Annotated in this window: 15 protein-coding genes; 7 read left to right on the forward strand and 8 right to left on the reverse strand. The window is 56.4% G+C overall.

Going from position 1 to position 16,636, the window contains the following annotated elements:
* The first annotated feature begins 36 nt into the window (after window positions 1–36).
* Window positions 37–1,725 (forward strand): Hsp70 family protein, encoded by a 1,689-nt coding sequence (locus tag ABNH18_RS09365; RefSeq protein WP_349382558.1) that lies wholly within the window; start codon window positions 37–39, stop codon window positions 1,723–1,725.
* Window positions 1,725–3,005 (forward strand): RDD family protein, encoded by a 1,281-nt coding sequence (locus tag ABNH18_RS09370; RefSeq protein WP_349382559.1) that lies wholly within the window; start codon window positions 1,725–1,727, stop codon window positions 3,003–3,005. Before ABNH18_RS09365 ends, ABNH18_RS09370 begins: the two co-directional genes overlap by 1 nt.
* A gap of 152 nt (window positions 3,006–3,157) precedes the next feature.
* Here ABNH18_RS09370 and ABNH18_RS09375 read toward each other — a convergent pair whose 3' ends face one another.
* From ABNH18_RS09375 to ABNH18_RS09400, 6 genes are all read right to left on the reverse strand, one after another.
* Window positions 3,158–3,694 carry a cytochrome b gene (locus ABNH18_RS09375; protein WP_349382560.1) on the reverse strand — a complete coding sequence of 179 codons (537 nt, stop codon included), beginning with the start codon at window positions 3,692–3,694 and terminating at the stop codon, window positions 3,158–3,160.
* 178 nt (window positions 3,695–3,872) lie between these two features.
* Window positions 3,873–5,129: a DUF445 domain-containing protein gene (locus ABNH18_RS09380; protein ID WP_349382561.1), complete on the reverse strand. Its 1,257-nt coding sequence runs from the start codon at window positions 5,127–5,129 to the stop codon at window positions 3,873–3,875.
* Window positions 5,130–5,132: 3 nt separating this feature from the next.
* Window positions 5,133–5,792, reverse strand: coding sequence for an Abi-alpha family protein (locus tag ABNH18_RS09385; protein ID WP_349382562.1), 660 nt, complete (start codon window positions 5,790–5,792; stop codon window positions 5,133–5,135).
* 163 nt (window positions 5,793–5,955) lie between these two features.
* Complete coding sequence (locus ABNH18_RS09390) at window positions 5,956–7,842, reverse strand: MFS transporter (protein ID WP_349382563.1); 1,887 nt, start codon at window positions 7,840–7,842, stop codon at window positions 5,956–5,958.
* 62 nt (window positions 7,843–7,904) lie between these two features.
* Window positions 7,905–8,504, reverse strand: a complete 600-nt coding sequence (locus ABNH18_RS09395; protein ID WP_349382564.1) for a TetR/AcrR family transcriptional regulator — start codon at window positions 8,502–8,504, stop codon at window positions 7,905–7,907.
* A 141-nt stretch (window positions 8,505–8,645) separates the two neighbouring features.
* On the reverse strand, window positions 8,646–9,278 hold the full coding sequence (locus ABNH18_RS09400) for an acyltransferase (protein WP_349382565.1): 633 nt from the start codon (window positions 9,276–9,278) through the stop codon (window positions 8,646–8,648).
* A 230-nt stretch (window positions 9,279–9,508) separates the two neighbouring features.
* On the opposite strand from ABNH18_RS09400, the gene ABNH18_RS09405 reads away from it, so the two are divergent.
* Window positions 9,509–10,216: a DUF4197 domain-containing protein gene (locus ABNH18_RS09405; protein WP_349382566.1), complete on the forward strand. Its 708-nt coding sequence runs from the start codon at window positions 9,509–9,511 to the stop codon at window positions 10,214–10,216.
* A gap of 177 nt (window positions 10,217–10,393) precedes the next feature.
* On the opposite strand, the gene ABNH18_RS09410 is transcribed toward ABNH18_RS09405, so the two are convergent.
* Both ABNH18_RS09410 and ABNH18_RS09415 read right to left on the reverse strand, forming a co-directional pair.
* Window positions 10,394–11,125 (reverse strand): glutamine amidotransferase, encoded by a 732-nt coding sequence (locus ABNH18_RS09410; protein ID WP_349382567.1) that lies wholly within the window; start codon window positions 11,123–11,125, stop codon window positions 10,394–10,396.
* Between the two features lie 209 nt (window positions 11,126–11,334).
* On the reverse strand, window positions 11,335–11,898 hold the full coding sequence (locus tag ABNH18_RS09415) for a DNA-3-methyladenine glycosylase I (protein ID WP_349382568.1): 564 nt from the start codon (window positions 11,896–11,898) through the stop codon (window positions 11,335–11,337).
* A gap of 161 nt (window positions 11,899–12,059) precedes the next feature.
* Here ABNH18_RS09415 and glyQ point away from each other — a divergent pair, with 161 nt between their 5' ends.
* From glyQ to ABNH18_RS09435, 4 genes are all read left to right on the forward strand, one after another.
* Window positions 12,060–13,064: a glycine--tRNA ligase subunit alpha gene (glyQ, locus tag ABNH18_RS09420; RefSeq protein WP_349382569.1), complete on the forward strand. Its 1,005-nt coding sequence runs from the start codon at window positions 12,060–12,062 to the stop codon at window positions 13,062–13,064.
* Window positions 13,064–15,136 (forward strand): glycine--tRNA ligase subunit beta, encoded by a 2,073-nt coding sequence (glyS, locus tag ABNH18_RS09425; RefSeq protein WP_349382570.1) that lies wholly within the window; start codon window positions 13,064–13,066, stop codon window positions 15,134–15,136. The genes glyQ and glyS overlap by 1 nt, the downstream gene beginning before the upstream one ends.
* 153 nt (window positions 15,137–15,289) lie before the next feature.
* A complete protein-coding gene (gene gmhB, locus ABNH18_RS09430; RefSeq protein WP_349382571.1) occupies window positions 15,290–15,832 on the forward strand; it encodes a D-glycero-beta-D-manno-heptose 1,7-bisphosphate 7-phosphatase in 543 nt (180 codons plus the stop codon).
* Window positions 15,833–15,834: 2 nt separating this feature from the next.
* Entirely contained in the window at window positions 15,835–16,563 is a 729-nt protein-coding gene (locus ABNH18_RS09435) for a lysophospholipid acyltransferase family protein (RefSeq protein ID WP_349382572.1), read from the forward strand.
* Window positions 16,564–16,636: the final 73 nt, after the last annotated feature.

A 16,636-nucleotide genomic window follows, 5' to 3' on the forward strand; every position in this document is an offset into this window, starting at 1 on the left:
GCAACGGGATTGCCAGCCTAACAACTAGGAACTCGCATGACCATTATCGGTATCGACTTGGGGACCACCAACAGTGCCTGCGGCATCTGGACGGACGAGGGGGTCACGCTGATACCGAACCGGCTAGGCGAGGTACTGACCCCCTCGGTGGTGGGGCTGGACACCCATGGCGAACTGATCGTGGGCCGTACCGCCCGCCAGCGGCTAATCAATCACAGCGACAAGACCGTGGCGGCTTTCAAGCGACTGATGGGCACCGACCATAAAATCAAACTGGGCCGCCAGGCATTCACCGCTACGGAACTGTCGTCGCTGGTGCTACGCTCGCTCAAGGATGACGCCGAGGCCTATCTGGGCGAAACGGTCACTGACGCGGTGATCAGTGTGCCCGCCTACTTCAATGACAACCAGCGCCACGCCACCAAACAGGCCGCCGAACTGGCAGGCCTGAAAGTGGAACGGTTAATCAACGAACCCACCGCCGCCGCGATTGCCTATGGCCTGCACGAAAAGCAGGAAGGCCTGTTCCTGATTTTGGATTTGGGCGGCGGCACCTTTGATGTATCACTGCTGGAATTTTTCGACGGCATCATGGAAGTCCACGCCAGCGCCGGGGACAACTTTCTCGGCGGCGAAGACTTCGTCGATGCCATGGTCGATGACGTGCTCCGTGAGCATGCACTGCGTCGTGATGACCTGAAGCCTCAACTGCTGCAACAACTGTACCTGCAGATGGAAGGCGCCAAGCGCAAGCTGGGCCCAGCGGACCAGACCCTGTCGCTGGATCTGGGCGGCAAGACCGTGGAGCACGTGGTGACCAACGACTGGTTTATCCGGGTCAGCACACCACTGCTGTTGCGCGCCAAACATCCCATCGAGCGAGCGTTGCGCGATTCCAATACCCACCCAAGCAAGATCGACGATGTGGTGCTGGTGGGTGGCTCAACCCGGCTGGCTATTTTCCGCTCCACCGTGGGCAAGATGTTCGGCCGCCTGCCGTCCTGTCACCTGGACCCGGATACCGTGGTGGCCATGGGAGCCGCCATTCAGGCCGGGCTGATGATGCGCAACGAAGCGCTGGATGACGTGGTGCTAACGGATGTCTGCCCGTACACCTTGGGCACCGGTGTGATCAATCGCGATAACAACAAGCTAGGCGACTATTTCATGCCCATCATCGAACGCAATTGCGTGGTGCCTGTGAGCATCGCCCGGCAGGTATGCACCGCTTACGATGACCAGACCGAACTGACCATCAAGGTGTACCAGGGCGAAAACCGCTACGTGGAAAAAAATGTCTTTCTTGGCGAATTGAATGTGCGCGTCCCCAAAGGACAGCAGGGCGAGCAGGCTGTGGACATTCGCTACAGTTACGACATGAATGGTTTGCTGGAAGTGGACGTAACCGTGGAATCCACCGGTCAGGTTCACAGCCATCTGATTGAACATGCACCGGGGGCCCTCAGTGACGAGCAAAAAAAGGCCGCCCGGGAAAAACTCGCGGCGCTGAAATTTCACCCCCGCGATGGCGAAGACAACCGCGCACTGATTGCCCGTGGCGAACGGTTATACGAATCCAACCTGGGAGATCGCCGTGAGTACATCGCCAACATCATGAAGCGATTTGAGAAAGTCCTCGACGACCAGAACCCGGCGGACATCGCGCGTATTCAGAAACAAGTAAAAGAAGCGCTGGATAGCCTGGAAAGCGAGGACTGGTTCTGATGCCGCCCTGGGATAGTCTGCAGATTGAACCTACCGCCGACGCGCGGGCAATCAAACGTGCTTACGCGAAACAACTCAAGCAGACCCGTCCGGACGAAAACCCCCAAGGCTTCCAGCAACTGCATGAAGCCTACAAACAGGCACTGACCTGGGCCGAACAGCAATCGTCGCAAGACGCGCCCGCGGCGCCCCTGGAAGGCTGGCACAGCGACCCGCTCTCGCCACCGGTTGGCGCCGCGCCCCATGAACCAGTGGAAACCAGGCCTGAGCCCGAGCCGGAACAGGTGCCGGGCCCAGCCCATACCCCACCGCCCAGCCACGATACCTTCGTCACTGACCCGGAACCGGACGAGACTCTGAAGCAGGCCAGTTGGTCGGTGCAACTGACAGCCACGCCACCGCCTCCCATTGACGACGACCCGGACCCGCTGGATACCAGCAACGACCCCATCGTCAGTGCCGATGAGCAGGACCAGACACTGGCAGCACTGCTGTCGCAAGCCCGCGACCTTGTGCAGCAACCCACGGATACACAGCAAGCAGATCGCTGGCATTTTCTTACCCGCACATCACTGATTCTGGACGATACCTTTAACCATCGGCTCGGCCATGCCCTATTTGCCCTACTGGCCGAACAGCAACAATCCGGGCAGCTGTCCCTGTCATGCCCGGAGATCCGCTACTTGAACGGACTGTTCAACTGGGAAGGGCAGCGTCGCTGGCTGAACGAAGAGTTTAACCAAGACGTCTGCGATTCACTGTTTCGGATACTGGACGATACACCACTGAACCAGGAGGCCATCAAGGCCGTGCGTGGTGGCCATGGCGTCGTCACACAGATAAAGAAACGGCCAGAGATAGCACCGGATGAGGTGGCTATGGGCGGCTACCTTTTGCGCATGCTCGCTTTTTCCATGGATGTTTTTCTGGTGGTGGTCTGCGCTATTTTTGTGGTCGAAGCCCTGCACAGCGTCAGCGACAGCAGTGACGAAAGTGGTGCCCCACTGGCCCTGATTTTAGCCGTCCCGCTCTATTTGTTAATGGCGCTAATCATGGAATGCAGCTCACTGCAATCCACACCCGGCAAACGACTTCTCGGTATGCGTGTGACCAACCGGCGGTTGCAACGGCTTCATCCGCTGCACAATCTCGGGCGGATTCTGGCCTTCTGTATTACCGGTGCCTTGTGGAAGGTCATCTTTATTCTCAATGCTTTTATGAAAGGGCATCTGCTACATGACCGCATCAGCCGCAGCTATGTGGTTATGCACAAAAGATAAGGTTTTCTGCGGGTATACCAGATGCCTGCAGTGCAGGCATCGATAGAGACCTAAAAATCTGTGTTCAACCGGCATAACGTCATTCAGCCGGCATAGGGACGGGTGTACGCCTCGGCGCCGATATTTCGCGCTTTTGCTTCTGGAAAAACCCATCAATCCTTGCCCCACATGCGTGGCAGCACATTGATCTGGCCCGGTTGCTTACGGTGCAGTAGCGCCATGCCTACATGACCGATAACCATCGCCAGCAATACCCAGCCCAGCACACCGTGAAGCAGGTTTCCCGGTTCCACCATCCAGGCAATCTTGTCACCCTCGAAGCCCGACATCAGAGGCAGACCGAAAGGCTCAAACGCGCGGCCAGAACCGTATTGGCGCAGTAGGGCCAGGGCCGGAATGAAGAACAACAATCCATACAATCCCAGGTGACCCAATTTCGCAGCCAGGTTGATGGACGGTGGGCGACGAGCCACGTTGACTAGTGCCCAAAGCAGGCGAATTACCACCAGCACAATAAGGATCACCCCCAAAGGTTTATGGGTGGGCCAGAACAGGGATTCAAACGCCGTATCTTCAAAACCGTAGTGCGACAGGGCAGACAGAAACTGCCAGATCAACAGCAACGCCATGCTCCAGTGCAATAACCGGCTGATGCTGCCGTAGCGTGTAGGACTGTCTTCCATGGCCATGGGGTTCTCCCGTCAGGTCAGATTAAGGTGGCACAAGGCTGCCGGAAACCGTTACCGATTATCAAAATACGCAGGGAAAATAATGGCAAGGGAATGTGCAGGAAATATGGAAGCCGACTCTGCCATCCAATCTCAGGCCGACTCGGGCCGTTCGCCCAAGCCAGCCAGTGATAACAAATCAGCTAACCGGGACAGCAAAGTGCAGCATAGCGTGCACCTGAATCTCGCCCACCAGGAAACCCAACACGGCCCCCACGGTAATCAGGATCCATTCGTCTTGCTGAAAGGCCGGGCGCAGCAATCCCTCAAATTCCTCTTCGGTGAGCTCCTGCATTTTTTCCACCATGAGATTTTTCAGATCCATGGCTTCTTCGGCGTACTCTTCCATGTGGCTCAGGGTTTCTGGCAGGTGCTCCATGACTTTCTCAGACACGGACCGTTTCATTTCCTGGTATTTGGTACTGCCGACGGCAAATACCACCAGCGGCTTAGCGAGCCCGGATTGCTCATCCAGTGTCCGCTGTACCTGCTTTTGCACCAGCCCAAACAAACGGTCTGACATTGGGCCTTTCAAAATGCCTTCGATAACCGCCGCTGGCGTCACCACTTCACTGGCAATCAGTTCACCGTAGCGGGCCGCGACCTGCTGGCGCCGCTTGAGAAACAGGCCCTGCCATTCAAACAAGCCCAAATACCGCACCGGCTGTTTCGGGTTAAAAATCATTTTCAATGCGAGCCAATCGGTAAACCAGCCGGTGAACAAACCGAACAGGGGTATCACCCAGATGTTGTGGGTAAAGGCCCACACCACCGCCTGAACAATACCGATGGCAAAGCCAAAATAAATCCCGGAATTGCGAATGAACTTGAACTCCACGTGGCCGGCTTCCAGGAACACGCGGTTGAGCAATTCCTTGTCTCGCACCAGCGCGTTGATCACCAGATCCTTGAGATCAAACACCCGGGTGATATTGCTTTTAATGTCCTCCATGATCTGCTCGACCATGTGCGGCGCTTCATGCTGGATCCGCTGGATCACCAAGCGTTTCACCGATTCCGGGGCCGCTTCCCACAGGCCCGGTTGGTATTCCGCCGCCACTTCTCGGGTGATGTCCTCCACCGAACGAATCAGCGGCTCGCGAATTTCCTCGGCCACCCGATGTGGATCCAGTTTATTGAACACGTCTTCCGGTTTGAGTAACCGTTCCATCATCAAATCGCAGGCGATACTGGCCATGGTGGCGGCTTTACTCGGCACAATACCTTGCCATCCCAAAAAAGGGCGCCAACCGACAAAGGTCAGTGGTTTGAACATCATCTTGATGGCCACCACCTTGGTGCCATAACCAATAGCCGCCGCCACAAACGGCATAGACAGATACAACAGCCAATTGGCCTGCAGGTCGGCCAGAATTAGATCCAGATCAGTAATCACGGGCTACTCCTCAACGTCCGCAGGGGGTGTCATCAACGTCCACAATTGCCGTCCCAGCGGGCTGATCCGCAAGGTTTCCCGTCGCGTGGATAATTTTGGCAGGTGAGTTTCCAGCTCGGTTTTCGCGGTACGGAAGCCGCTATCCCCTTCACACAGTTCATAATCCGTGCGCATTGCTTCGATGAAATCGCTGGCAATGACCAAGCCCTGTGCAAACAGCCGATTCAGGTACAGAGCAATAAAATCATTGCACTGGATACCGGCCGCACGACCCACGTTGGAATGGCGATACAACACCTCGCCGCGAGAGAAACGTCCGCCGCTGTATACCGTCAACATGGGAAAGGCGCTGCCATCGGATAAAGCCGCCAACAGGCGCGCTTCATCCGCCGTCAGGTTTGCCAGCTGGCGCTGCACCAACATCGTCTGTGCCTGGGGCACACTCTGCTCCATGGACACATCCAGCAACTGGTGCAGGCTGTCTGGTGTCGCATCCATTTCACCGGGCTCATGGAGAGATTCAAGTCGGTGCTTCAATCCGTGCAGCAGATCGTGCTCCACCTCATGATAGCGAGCATCCGCACGCTGCACCGGCGGCAATTGCAGCAATATCTGCTGAATCCGCGCCCGCAGCGATGCGGGCGACAGTGGGGAGTCAGACACATTCGTTCCCTGTTGTTATTGTCGTTGTGGGCTTTCCCTGCCTTCCTGTCATACCGACAAAGGAAGCCACTTACCCTTTATTATTGAGTGTCCGGTCTTTTCGGCCGACTGCAAGTTACTGTGCGTATGCTTTCGGCAACCACGGAGAATAGGCGCCGTTTTGCTAAGGGCGTTCTCGCAGTGCCAGCACCCGTGTACGCAGATCCTCTGCCTGTACAGATTGAGGCGGTACACCTGTGCCCACAGCCAGTTTGATCCGCGACCAGAAACGGCGGGGCAAGCGGGTCAACGCCTTGCCACCCTTGTGGCTGAACACGCTGCCCCACAACCCGGACAGGGCCATGGGAATCACCGGCACCGGACTATCGCTGACGATTTTCTCAATGCCCGCGCGAAATTCATCAATTTCACCGTCATTCGTCAACTTGCCCTCCGGAAAAATACACACCACTTCTCCAGCCGCCAGCTCTTCGCGAATGCGCACAAAAGCCCGGTCATAAATCTCCGGATTACGGGTTTTCGAATCAATAGGGATGGTTTTACCGGTGCGGAAGATATAATTGAGCACCGGCATGTCATAGATCGGCTTGAACATTACGAATCGCACTGGACGCCGAATTGCGCCGGCCAGGAGCAATGCATCCACGTAGCTCACATGGTTACAGACCAGCATGCACGGGCCCTCATCCGGAATGTTATCCATGCCCTCGTGCTTCACCCGATACAGGGTGTGGGTGAGCATCCACACCAGCAGACGGATCAGGAACTCCGGCACTACCGAATAGATATAGACCGCCACCACCACATTGGTCAGCGCCAACGCCAGGAAGAATTGCGGCACCGTCATATCCAGCATGCCGATCAAAACGATACCCGCCACCGCGGATAGCACCATCAGTAAAGCATTGATAATATTGTTGGCAGCGATAATCCGTGACAAATGTTTAGGATTGGCTCGGTGCTGAATAAAGGCAAACAACGGCACGATATAAAAGCCGCCAAACACGCCAATACCCAGCAAGTCCAACAACACCCGGTAACCCCCGGCCTGTTGCAGAAAGCTACCAATCCCGACAGCACTGTTCATCACTGGATCCACACTGCCCAGCCCCGCGTAGGAAAAAAACAGGTCAACGCCAAACACACTTAAGCCAATCGAACCCAACGGCACCAGCCCCAGTTCTACCCGTTTCCCCGACAATTTTTCGCACAGAAATGAACCCAGCCCAATACCCACGGAAAAGGTGCCCAGTAGCAGGGCGTACAGGCCATCGGTACCGAACAGGTAATCATCCACATAGACTTTCAACTGGGTGGTGTACGCCGCCCCCATAAACCAGAACCAGGAAATCGCCAACACACACATCCACACCGATTTTACTTCCCGCGCGTAACCGACGATGTGCCAGGTTTCCTTCCATAAATTCCAGTTAATTTTGATCGATGTATCCGCCGCCGGCGCGGCCGGAATGCCTCTTGCCGCCAGATAGCCGAGCACCGCCAGTCCCACTACGGTCATAGCCACAACACCATCGCCCACGCCGTCCATTTTCAATAACACACCGGAAATGGAACCAAGCAAGATGGCCAGAAAAGTCCCCATTTCTACCAGTGCATTGCCGGACACCAGCTCCTTGTCGGTCAGATGCTGGGGAATGATCGAGTACTTGATAGGGCCAAAGAAAGTAGATTGCAGCCCCATGCAAAAAAGCACCGCCAACAGGAAATAAACACCATCAAAAAAGAAGCCCACAGAAGCGGCAGACATGATGAACACTTCCACCAGTTTTATCTTACGAACCAGTGTGGCCTTGTCGTACTTGTCCGCCACCTGTCCGGCCAGGGCAGAAAACAAAAAGAAGGGCAGAATGAACAACGCGAGCGCCACATTATTCAGGGTATTCACACTGACCGTGCTCACCACCCCGGAGGCGATCAGCAAGATCAGTGCTTGACGAAAAACATTATCATTAAACGCACCCAGAAATTGGGTCATAAAAAACGGCCCGAAACGCCGTGCGGCCAATAATGAGAACAACCCTTTTTTCATTTTTTCGCCTTTGATTTTTGTTCGGGTTTGAGTTGAAAGTGCAAAGTTAAAACTTTGCACTTTTAACTCTCCTTCGCCCAACTATTCAAATAATGGTCCAGTAACGAATCCAGCATGACCTGTTCGTCCACATCGCCCGCTACGTCCAGTTTGTTCTCTGCTGCCAGTACCGCGATACCATGAACACTGCTCCACAGAGTACGGGCTGCCAGATGGATTGCCGCAGCTGACTGTCCATCAGCCAATCGCGCCATTTGCTGTTCTACTCGCTCGAACAATTGTGCCGTACGTTGTTGGTACCAGTCCGGCACCGGCGCTGCATTGTGCATGCGATGCATAAACACCATTTGCCATAGCGCGGTTTGCGTACGCGCCAATGACAGGTAGGCGCTAGCCATCTTATGCAGAACCTGAATCGGAGACAGGTTTGATGATGCCCGCATATCCGCCAACAGGGTATCCAGGGTGGCCGCATTGGCATGCAGAATCAGGTCATCAAGATTGGTGAAGACGTGATACAACATGCCGGGGGTATAGCGTATTTTTTCCGCCACTTTGCGTACGCTCAGTTTCGCCAGCCCCTGTTCAGCCACCAATTCACGCACGGCGTCGATGGCCAGGGCCTGTAATTCTTCGCGGCTGTGTTGGTTGCGGCGTGCCATGGTTGATACCTGCAGTGATTTTTGCTGTTTCGGAGCAGGGCCTTTGCTTGATCACAGCCCGTGCATCCACTCAGAACCAGTTAACCACAACTTCTAAACGCTGTTCAATAGTGAACTGTTTCCGATCATGACACCCTGCGCTCAGGAGGGGAGCGACAGCGGCGGGGCCCCCGGGCGGCGGCCAATGGGCCGGGCCGGGTTTCCGGCGACGATGGTCCAGGGCGGCACGTCATGGGTGACCACGGCCCCCATACCCACCACTGCGTGGTCGCCCAGAGTGACGCCGTCCACGATACCCGCTCGGGCACCAACCCAGACATCCCGGCCAATGCGAATGCCCCTGGAGCTCACCGGTTGCTCGCGCACAAGCCGGTCCGCCTGCATACCATGGTTAAAGGCAAAGAGCGTGCAATAGGCAGCGATACGGGTGTCATCACCGATTTCAATGCCCGCCGCGCCGCCTTCCAGGCTCACATGGTGGTTGAGGCTGACACGCTGACCCAGCCGAATCGGGCCATGAATAACGCAATCAGCAGCGATTTGGCAGCCATCTCCCACGAAAATATCGCGACCTGGCTCGGCAAGTACAACCGCCTGGGGCGCCACAAAACACCCCTGGCCGATGTGCACCGTCTCCAGCGCCATCAATGCCTGCTGAATGGCCTGCTGCCAGGGCTCCGCCCAGGCCCTGTGTTTTGGCTTGAGCCGACCGTACAACCAAGGCATGTAGGCAAGGCGCTGTTTGTGTTGTTCGCGGTAATCGTCGTCGGTCATAAAAGCAGGAACGAGTTGAAAGTTTAAAGTTGAAAAGCGCGAGTCAGGTCATTGGGCCCTGAAAGCCCGTGCACGCGCAACCGCTGATACCCTAATCGCGGTGAAAATCGTTTTATCGACGATAAGGCCTTGTCCGCGTTTAAACTTTGAACTTTAAACTTTCAACTCAAGAAGTGTTTAGCCGCCCCCGCCCATGCAGTAGCATGACGCCCCAAAACAAGGAGAACACCGTGAAGACATTATTGCCGCTGGTCATCGGGCTGGCTCTGGCCGGTTGCCAGAACATGGAATCGGTCATGCCCTGGGTAAACGTGGGCAACGAAATGGCCAAGAATGCTGGCTACGATACCGATGCGCGGCTGGCCGCCGGCATCAAGGAAGCCCTGATCAAGGGCACCGATACCGCTGCGGCACAGTTATCCCGTGAAGGGGCCATGAATCTGCAATTGCCCCAGGCGGCACAGCCTGTGGCCAACACCTTGCGACAGTTCGGGCTGGGCAGTTACGTGGATCAGCTGGAAACCGCCATGAACCGTGGGGCGGAAAGCGCCGTGGCCGCCGGGGCTCCGGTCTTCAAGAGCGCCATTAATGCCATGAGCGTGGACGATGCCTTGGGCATCATTCAGGGCGGCGACACCGCTGCCACGGATTACTTCCAAGGTGAGACCGAAAGTGCCCTGCGCCAACGCTTTGCGCCAATCGTGGAAGACAACCTGCGCAAGACCGGATTCTACGACCAATACCAGACGTTGCTGGAGGCCTATAATAAGTTACCACTTACTAACAAGCCAAATCTGGATCTGGAAGACTACGTGATCACTACCAGTATGGATTCGCTCTACACCCGCATCGGCGATGAGGAAACCCTGATCCGTCAGAACCCCATGCAGCAGGGTAGTGCGCTGATTGGTGCGGTGTTCGGGAACTCGAATAAGTAGCCCGTCGATCGGCAAGAGCGTCACGGACGGCGCGATCACAAAAATATCGGGTTGCGAGAAGCGAGTTTCGACAGTCAACATTCGAAAGCCGAGAACGCCAGGTTTTTCGTTTCTCACTCCTCGTGACACGTACTTGGGTGATCGCGCCGCCAGCGACGCTCCTACGGCAAAATGTCGCTACGCCACCTCCGCCAGGGTGAGCTGAGCGAAGCGCGCAAGGATGCCGCTGGCATCATGACATTCGCGCACATCCTGTAGATGCGCATCCACCTGTTGCTGGGTGAGTCCTTCTCCACTCAGGGCCTGCAAGTAGGCCCGCATCACATCGGCGCTGAATTCCGGATGAAACTGCACCCCCCACACCTGTTTCCCATAACGAAAGGCCTGGCAGGCGTCGTGCCCATTACTGGCCAGCACCGTGCAGCCCGGCGGCGGAGTAAGCACTGACTGTTTGTGCACCACTTGCGCCCATGGGTGGCCTGCCATGGCCCCTAACAGCGCATCCTGATACCCCGCCGGGGTAAGCCGCAGCGGCACGGTTCCCACTTCCATCCCCAACGGGTTATCCGCCACCTCACCCCCCAGCGCCTGAGCCAGTAATTGATGGCCAAAACACAAACCAAGCACTGGCAGCTGCGAGCCCCCTTCAACCGTCGAAAACAACCAGTGCGCTAGCTGCCGCATCCACGGTTGTGCCTCAGTAACCATGGCATGAGAACCGGTAATCACCGCGCCAGCCAGTGATTCCGGGGCGGGCAGGGCACGTTCATTGGTGGCGTCTATCCGAATCACCGGCGTCGACGGGCCCAGTCCCTGGGCAATCCAATCATCAAAGTCGCCAGAATGCTGGCTGATTTGTGGATAGGTCTGGCCGGCTTTGATAATGGCTATCGGTTTGTTGCTGCTCATAACACTCTCCTTGTAGAGGAAACCTCAGCAAGGGATGTACCAACTTTTCAGGGGCAGGCTGAAAGCCACAGTCTGCAACACGAGGACTGGATTGCAGGGTCGATACGTTGCGGGACTCGGCGCTCAAAAGCAGGGGCGCGGGTAATGCCTCTCCGCCTACCTATCATCGTGTTTCGCGTTGCCGCTTGAAGCTTGTCACTTGAAGGCTTTCAACTTAAATCCCGGTGCCGCGGGCAACTAGTAAGGTGGTCATTCACCATGCCGGTGGCCTGCATGAAGGCGTAGACGATGGTGGGGCCCACAAAGCGAAAACCCCGTTTCTTCAGCTCTTTACTCATGGCTTGTGCCACCGGGGTGGTCACCGGCACCTCTTTCAACGAGCGGAAACGGTTAATCTGTGGTTTACCGTCGACAAAAGCCCACAAATATTCGCTCAGCGTGCGCCCCTGCTCGCGCAACGTCAGGTACGCCTGGGCATTGCCAATAGTGGCAGCCACTTTCAGCCGATTGCGAATAATCCCCGGGTCAGCCAGTAACGTCGCCACTTTGGCATCGTCATAGCGGGCGATTTTCTCCGCGTCGAAGCCATCAAAGACTTGCCGGTAATGGTCGCGTTTACGCAACACCGTGATCCAGCTCAACCCGGCCTGCGCCCCCTCCAGGTTCAAACATTCGAACAGGCTGCGGTCATCATGGTCGGGCACGCCCCACTCATGGTCATGGTAATGCTGATACAGCGGATCTTCCCCACACCAGGGGCAACGGTCATTCATGCTGGCACCTCTTGATTCGCTTTGCTGTGCTAATCGCCCGGCAACCGCCGCCCGCCACCGGTATCACCGACCGGGCCGGGCCGGTATACTTGGCGCCTTTCGTGGCAATCTCGCGCGGCAATCTAATACCGGAACACCATTACCGAATAACAGGATTCACCATGGCGGAACAACCGCAAACGGATATCTTAACGTTCCAGGGCCTGATTCTCGCCCTGCAACAATACTGGGCAGAGCAGGGCTGTGTCGTTGTACAGCCGCTGGATATGGAAGTAGGCGCGGGCACCTTTCACCCCTCCACCTTTCTGCGAGCCATCGGCCCGGAAAACTGGAACAGTGCTTATGTGCAGCCATCCCGTCGGCCCACCGACGGCCGCTATGGGGAAAACCCCAACCGGCTGCAGCATTATTACCAGTTCCAGGTGGTACTGAAACCGTCGCCGGACAACATCCAGGAGTTATACCTGGGTTCGCTACGCATGCTCGGTTTTGACCCGCTGGTTCATGATATCCGTTTTGTGGAAGATAACTGGGAATCGCCCACACTGGGCGCCTGGGGTCTGGGCTGGGAAGTGTGGCTCAACGGCATGGAAGTCACCCAGTTCACCTATTTCCAGCAGGTAGGCGGGATCGACTGTTATCCCGTGACCGGGGAAATCACCTATGGCCTGGAACGCCTGGCCATGTACATTCAGGGCGTGGATTCAGTCTACGACCTGGTGTGGTCTGATGGCCCGTTCGGCAAGGTCAGCTACGGCGATGTATTCCTGCAGAACGAAATCGAGATGTCCACGTTCAACTTTGAACACGCCAACGTTGACGAACTGTTCAAACAGTTCGATCTGTTCGAGGGCGAGTCCACCAAGCTGATCGCCGCAGGCCTGCCCCTGCCCGCCTACGAGTATGTTCTGAAAGCGTCGCACACCTTTAACCTGCTGGACGCACGCAAGGCCATCTCGGTCACTGAGCGGCAGCGTTTTATTCTGCGCGTGCGCACCCTGGCCCGGGCCGTGGCCCAGGCCTATTTCGACAAGCGCCGTTCGCTGGGCTTCCCCATGGCGGATGATTCCATTCGCGACGAAGTGATGGCCGAGCTGCAAAAGCAGGATGAGAAAGCCGCCAAGCAGGCCCAGAAAGACGGCCAAAAGAAAAAGGGGAAGCAATAATGTCCCGGGATTTACTGATTGAACTGGGCACCGAAGAGCTGCCGCCGAAAGCGCTGGCGTCCCTAAGTGCCGCACTAACCGAAAGTTTTGTACATCAACTGGATTCACATGGACTTTCCCATGGTGAAGTTGAGTCTTTTGCAGCACCAAGACGTCTTGCTGTGCTAGTAAGGAATCTGCAAGAGAAACAGGAAGACCAAGAGATTGAACGCCATGGTCCAGCTGTAAAAGCTGCATTTGATGCTGACGGGAATCCGACTAAAGCAGCGGAAGGCTTTGCCGCTTCACTGGGACTATCTGTCTCTGATTTAGGAAAACAAGACTCTGGGAAGGGCGAAAGACTTTTTGCAAAAGTCACTGTAAAAGGCACTAATACAGCCCTTCTCATTCCCACGTTTCTTAACGTGGCAATCACAAACCTGCCGATCCCCAAACGCATGCGCTGGGGCAAGCGCAAAGTACAGTTTGTGCGCCCGGCCCATTGGCTGGTCGCGCTGTTCGGTGACGAGGTGATTCCCTTCGAGTTGCTGGATCTACAATCCGGTCGTACCAGTTACGGCCACCGCTTCCACGCGCCCGGCGCCATCGAGCTGGCCAACGCCGGCGATTATGCTGCACGCATTGAGAAAGACGGCCACGTTCTGGCGGACTTTGATCGCCGCAAGGCAATGATCGAAGAGCAGACCCTGGCGGCGGGTAAACAAGCCGGCGGTGTCGCCCAGATCGACCCGGACCTGCTTAACGAAGTCACCGCGCTGGTGGAGTGGCCCGAAGCGCTGATGGGCAGTTTTGATGATGACTTCCTGCGGGTGCCCCAGGAAGCTCTAATCAGCGCCATGGAAGAACACCAGAAGTACTTCTCTGTACTGGATGCCGACGGCAAGCTGATGCCACGCTTTATTACCATCAGCAATATTCAGTCCAAGGATCCCCAGCAGGTAATTCACGGCAACGAAAAAGTGATCCGCCCACGCCTGGCTGACGCTGCGTTCTTCTATGATAACGACTGCAAACGCACCTTGGCCCAGCACGCCGAAGGCTTGGCCAATGTGGTGTTCCAGCAGCAGCTGGGCACCGTGGCCGATAAGTGCCAGCGCATTGGTCGCCTCGCCGCTGTGATTGCGGGACAAATCGACGGCGATGCCGCCAACGCCAAACTGGCCGGTGAACTGAGCAAGGCCGACCTGAACAGCGAAATGGTCGGCGAATTCGACACCATGCAGGGCATCATGGGCTTCTACCTGGCCCAGCGCGAAGGGCAGCCCGAAGAGGTGGCCAAGGCCCTGTATGAGCAATACCTGCCACGCTTCGCCGGCGATAGCCTGCCGCAGAGCAAAACCGGCATGGCCGTTTCCCTGGCCGACAAGATTGATACCCTGGTGGGCATTTTTGGCATTGGCCAGAAACCCAGCGGCACCAAAGACCCCTACGCATTGCGTCGCGCCACCCTGGGTGTCCTACGTATCATCATTGAGAATGAGCTAGCTCTGGACCTGCGCGAGTTACTGGACCAGGCCGCTGAACAACTGGGTGAGCGCATTGATGCCAGCCAGGTAGAAGACGCGTTCGACTTTATCAAGGGTCGCTACCGCGCCATCTACCAAGAGCAGGGCATTGCCACCCCGGTGATTCTCTCTGTGCTGGCCATTGACGACGCCTGCCGCAAGCCGCTGGATTTTGATCGCCGGGTGAAAGCCGTAGCGGCCTTCCAGCACCGCGAAGAAGCCCAGGCCTTGGCCGCCGCTAACAAGCGAGTGTCAAACATTCTGGCCAAGCTGGACAGCGCACCGCCAGAGGAAATCGACGGTGCACTGCTGGAGGACGAAGCGGAACAAACACTCACCAATATGGTGGTTGGTGCCTTTGAGCAATCCTACGAACTGCTGGAAGCCGGCGATTACGCCAGCGTGCTGGAATTGCTCGCGGATCTGCGCGAACCGGTGGATGCCTTCTTTGATACCGTCATGGTGATGGCGGAGGATGAGGCAGTTCGCAATAACCGCCTGGCGCTGCTGGCCTTCCTGCGTGACCTGTTCCTGAACGTGGCGGATATTAGCCTGTTGCAGGAATAAGAGAGGCAGCATCAGGCAACACGCTGAACACAGGGCCGCTTTTATAGCGGCCTTTGTTTATATCGCCGTAGGAGCGGCGCTTGAGCCGCGAACAATCCAAAGTCCGATTCGCGGCTCAAGCGCCGCTCCTAAGGCAAACAGAGAAGGAATCCCATGAACAAACTCATCATTCTTGATCGCGACGGGGTCATCAACGAGGACTCTGATGCCTACATCAAGACTGTGGACGAGTGGATTCCGATCTCCGGCAGCATCAACGCCATCGCCCGCTTAAGCAAAGCGGGCTATACGGTGACGATTGCCACCAACCAGTCCGGCATTGGCCGTGGCTATTATGATGAAGCTACCCTGGATGCCATGCACGCGCAGCTGCGGGAGTTGGTGGCAGAGCAGGGCGGCACAATCGGCACAATCGTCTATTGCCCCCACGGCCCGGATGACGGCTGTGATTGCCGCAAGCCGCTACCCGGGCTGATCGACCAGATTGTTACCGAGTATGGCGATGTCACCGGTGCCCCCCTGATTGGTGATAGCCTTAGGGATCTTGAAGCGGGAGTCGCTCGCCATTGCGCACCAGTATTGGTGCGGACCGGTAAAGGGAACAAGACACTGGAAAAAGGTCTACCTGAATCCCTGGGTCCGGTTGCCGTTTACGACTCACTGGCTGACTTTGTTGATCACACCTTGAAGGATTAGGCATGACCCAGCACGCGCCACCGTCGCTGTCGATCAAGGTCCGCAGCGCGCTGTTTTTTGTGCTGTATAACCTTGCCGGTATTTTCCACAGTTTCCTCTGTGTTCTGATTGGCCCCCTCCTACCGCTTCGCGCCCGCCACCGGTTTATCAATCAGTGGACCCGTTTCGCCATGTGGCTGGACCAGCGCCTCAACCGCATCACGGTAAAGGTGGAAGGGCGGGAATACCTGACCGATGATCCCTGTGTCGTGCTGGCCAATCATCAAAGCAGCTGGGAAACCTTTTACCTGCAAGTCCTCATCAGCCCACAGTCCACTGTGCTAAAACGAGAACTGTTGTGGATACCTTTCTTCGGTTGGGGCCTGGCCCTGCTTAATCCCATCCGAATTAACCGTAGCGATGGCAAAGCCGCGTTGAAATCGGTGTTGTCTCAAGGGAAGCAGCGTCTTAACCGTGGCCTTCGTGTGGTTATTTTTCCGGAAGGCACACGACAACCGCCAGGCACCCACGGCAAGTTCAATCACGGTGGCAGCATGCTGGCCACGCAAGCGGGGGTACCCGTCATTGCGCTCTCCCATAATAGTGGTAACTGCTGGCCCCGCAGAACCTGGGTGCGTTACCCGGGCACCATCACACTGTGTATCAGTCCCCCGATACAGACACACAATAAAAAGGCCAAACAAGTCACCGCCGAAGCACAACAATGGATTGTGGATAATTATCCCGGCTAGACTCCACCTTTTCCCACGGTCTTTATTTCCGAACACAGCCGGTGCGCTAATCAGTGCACCGGCTTTAGGTGGT

Source organism: Alcanivorax sp. (assembly GCF_040118815.1).
Taxonomy (GTDB): Bacteria; Pseudomonadota; Gammaproteobacteria; order Pseudomonadales; family Alcanivoracaceae; genus Alcanivorax.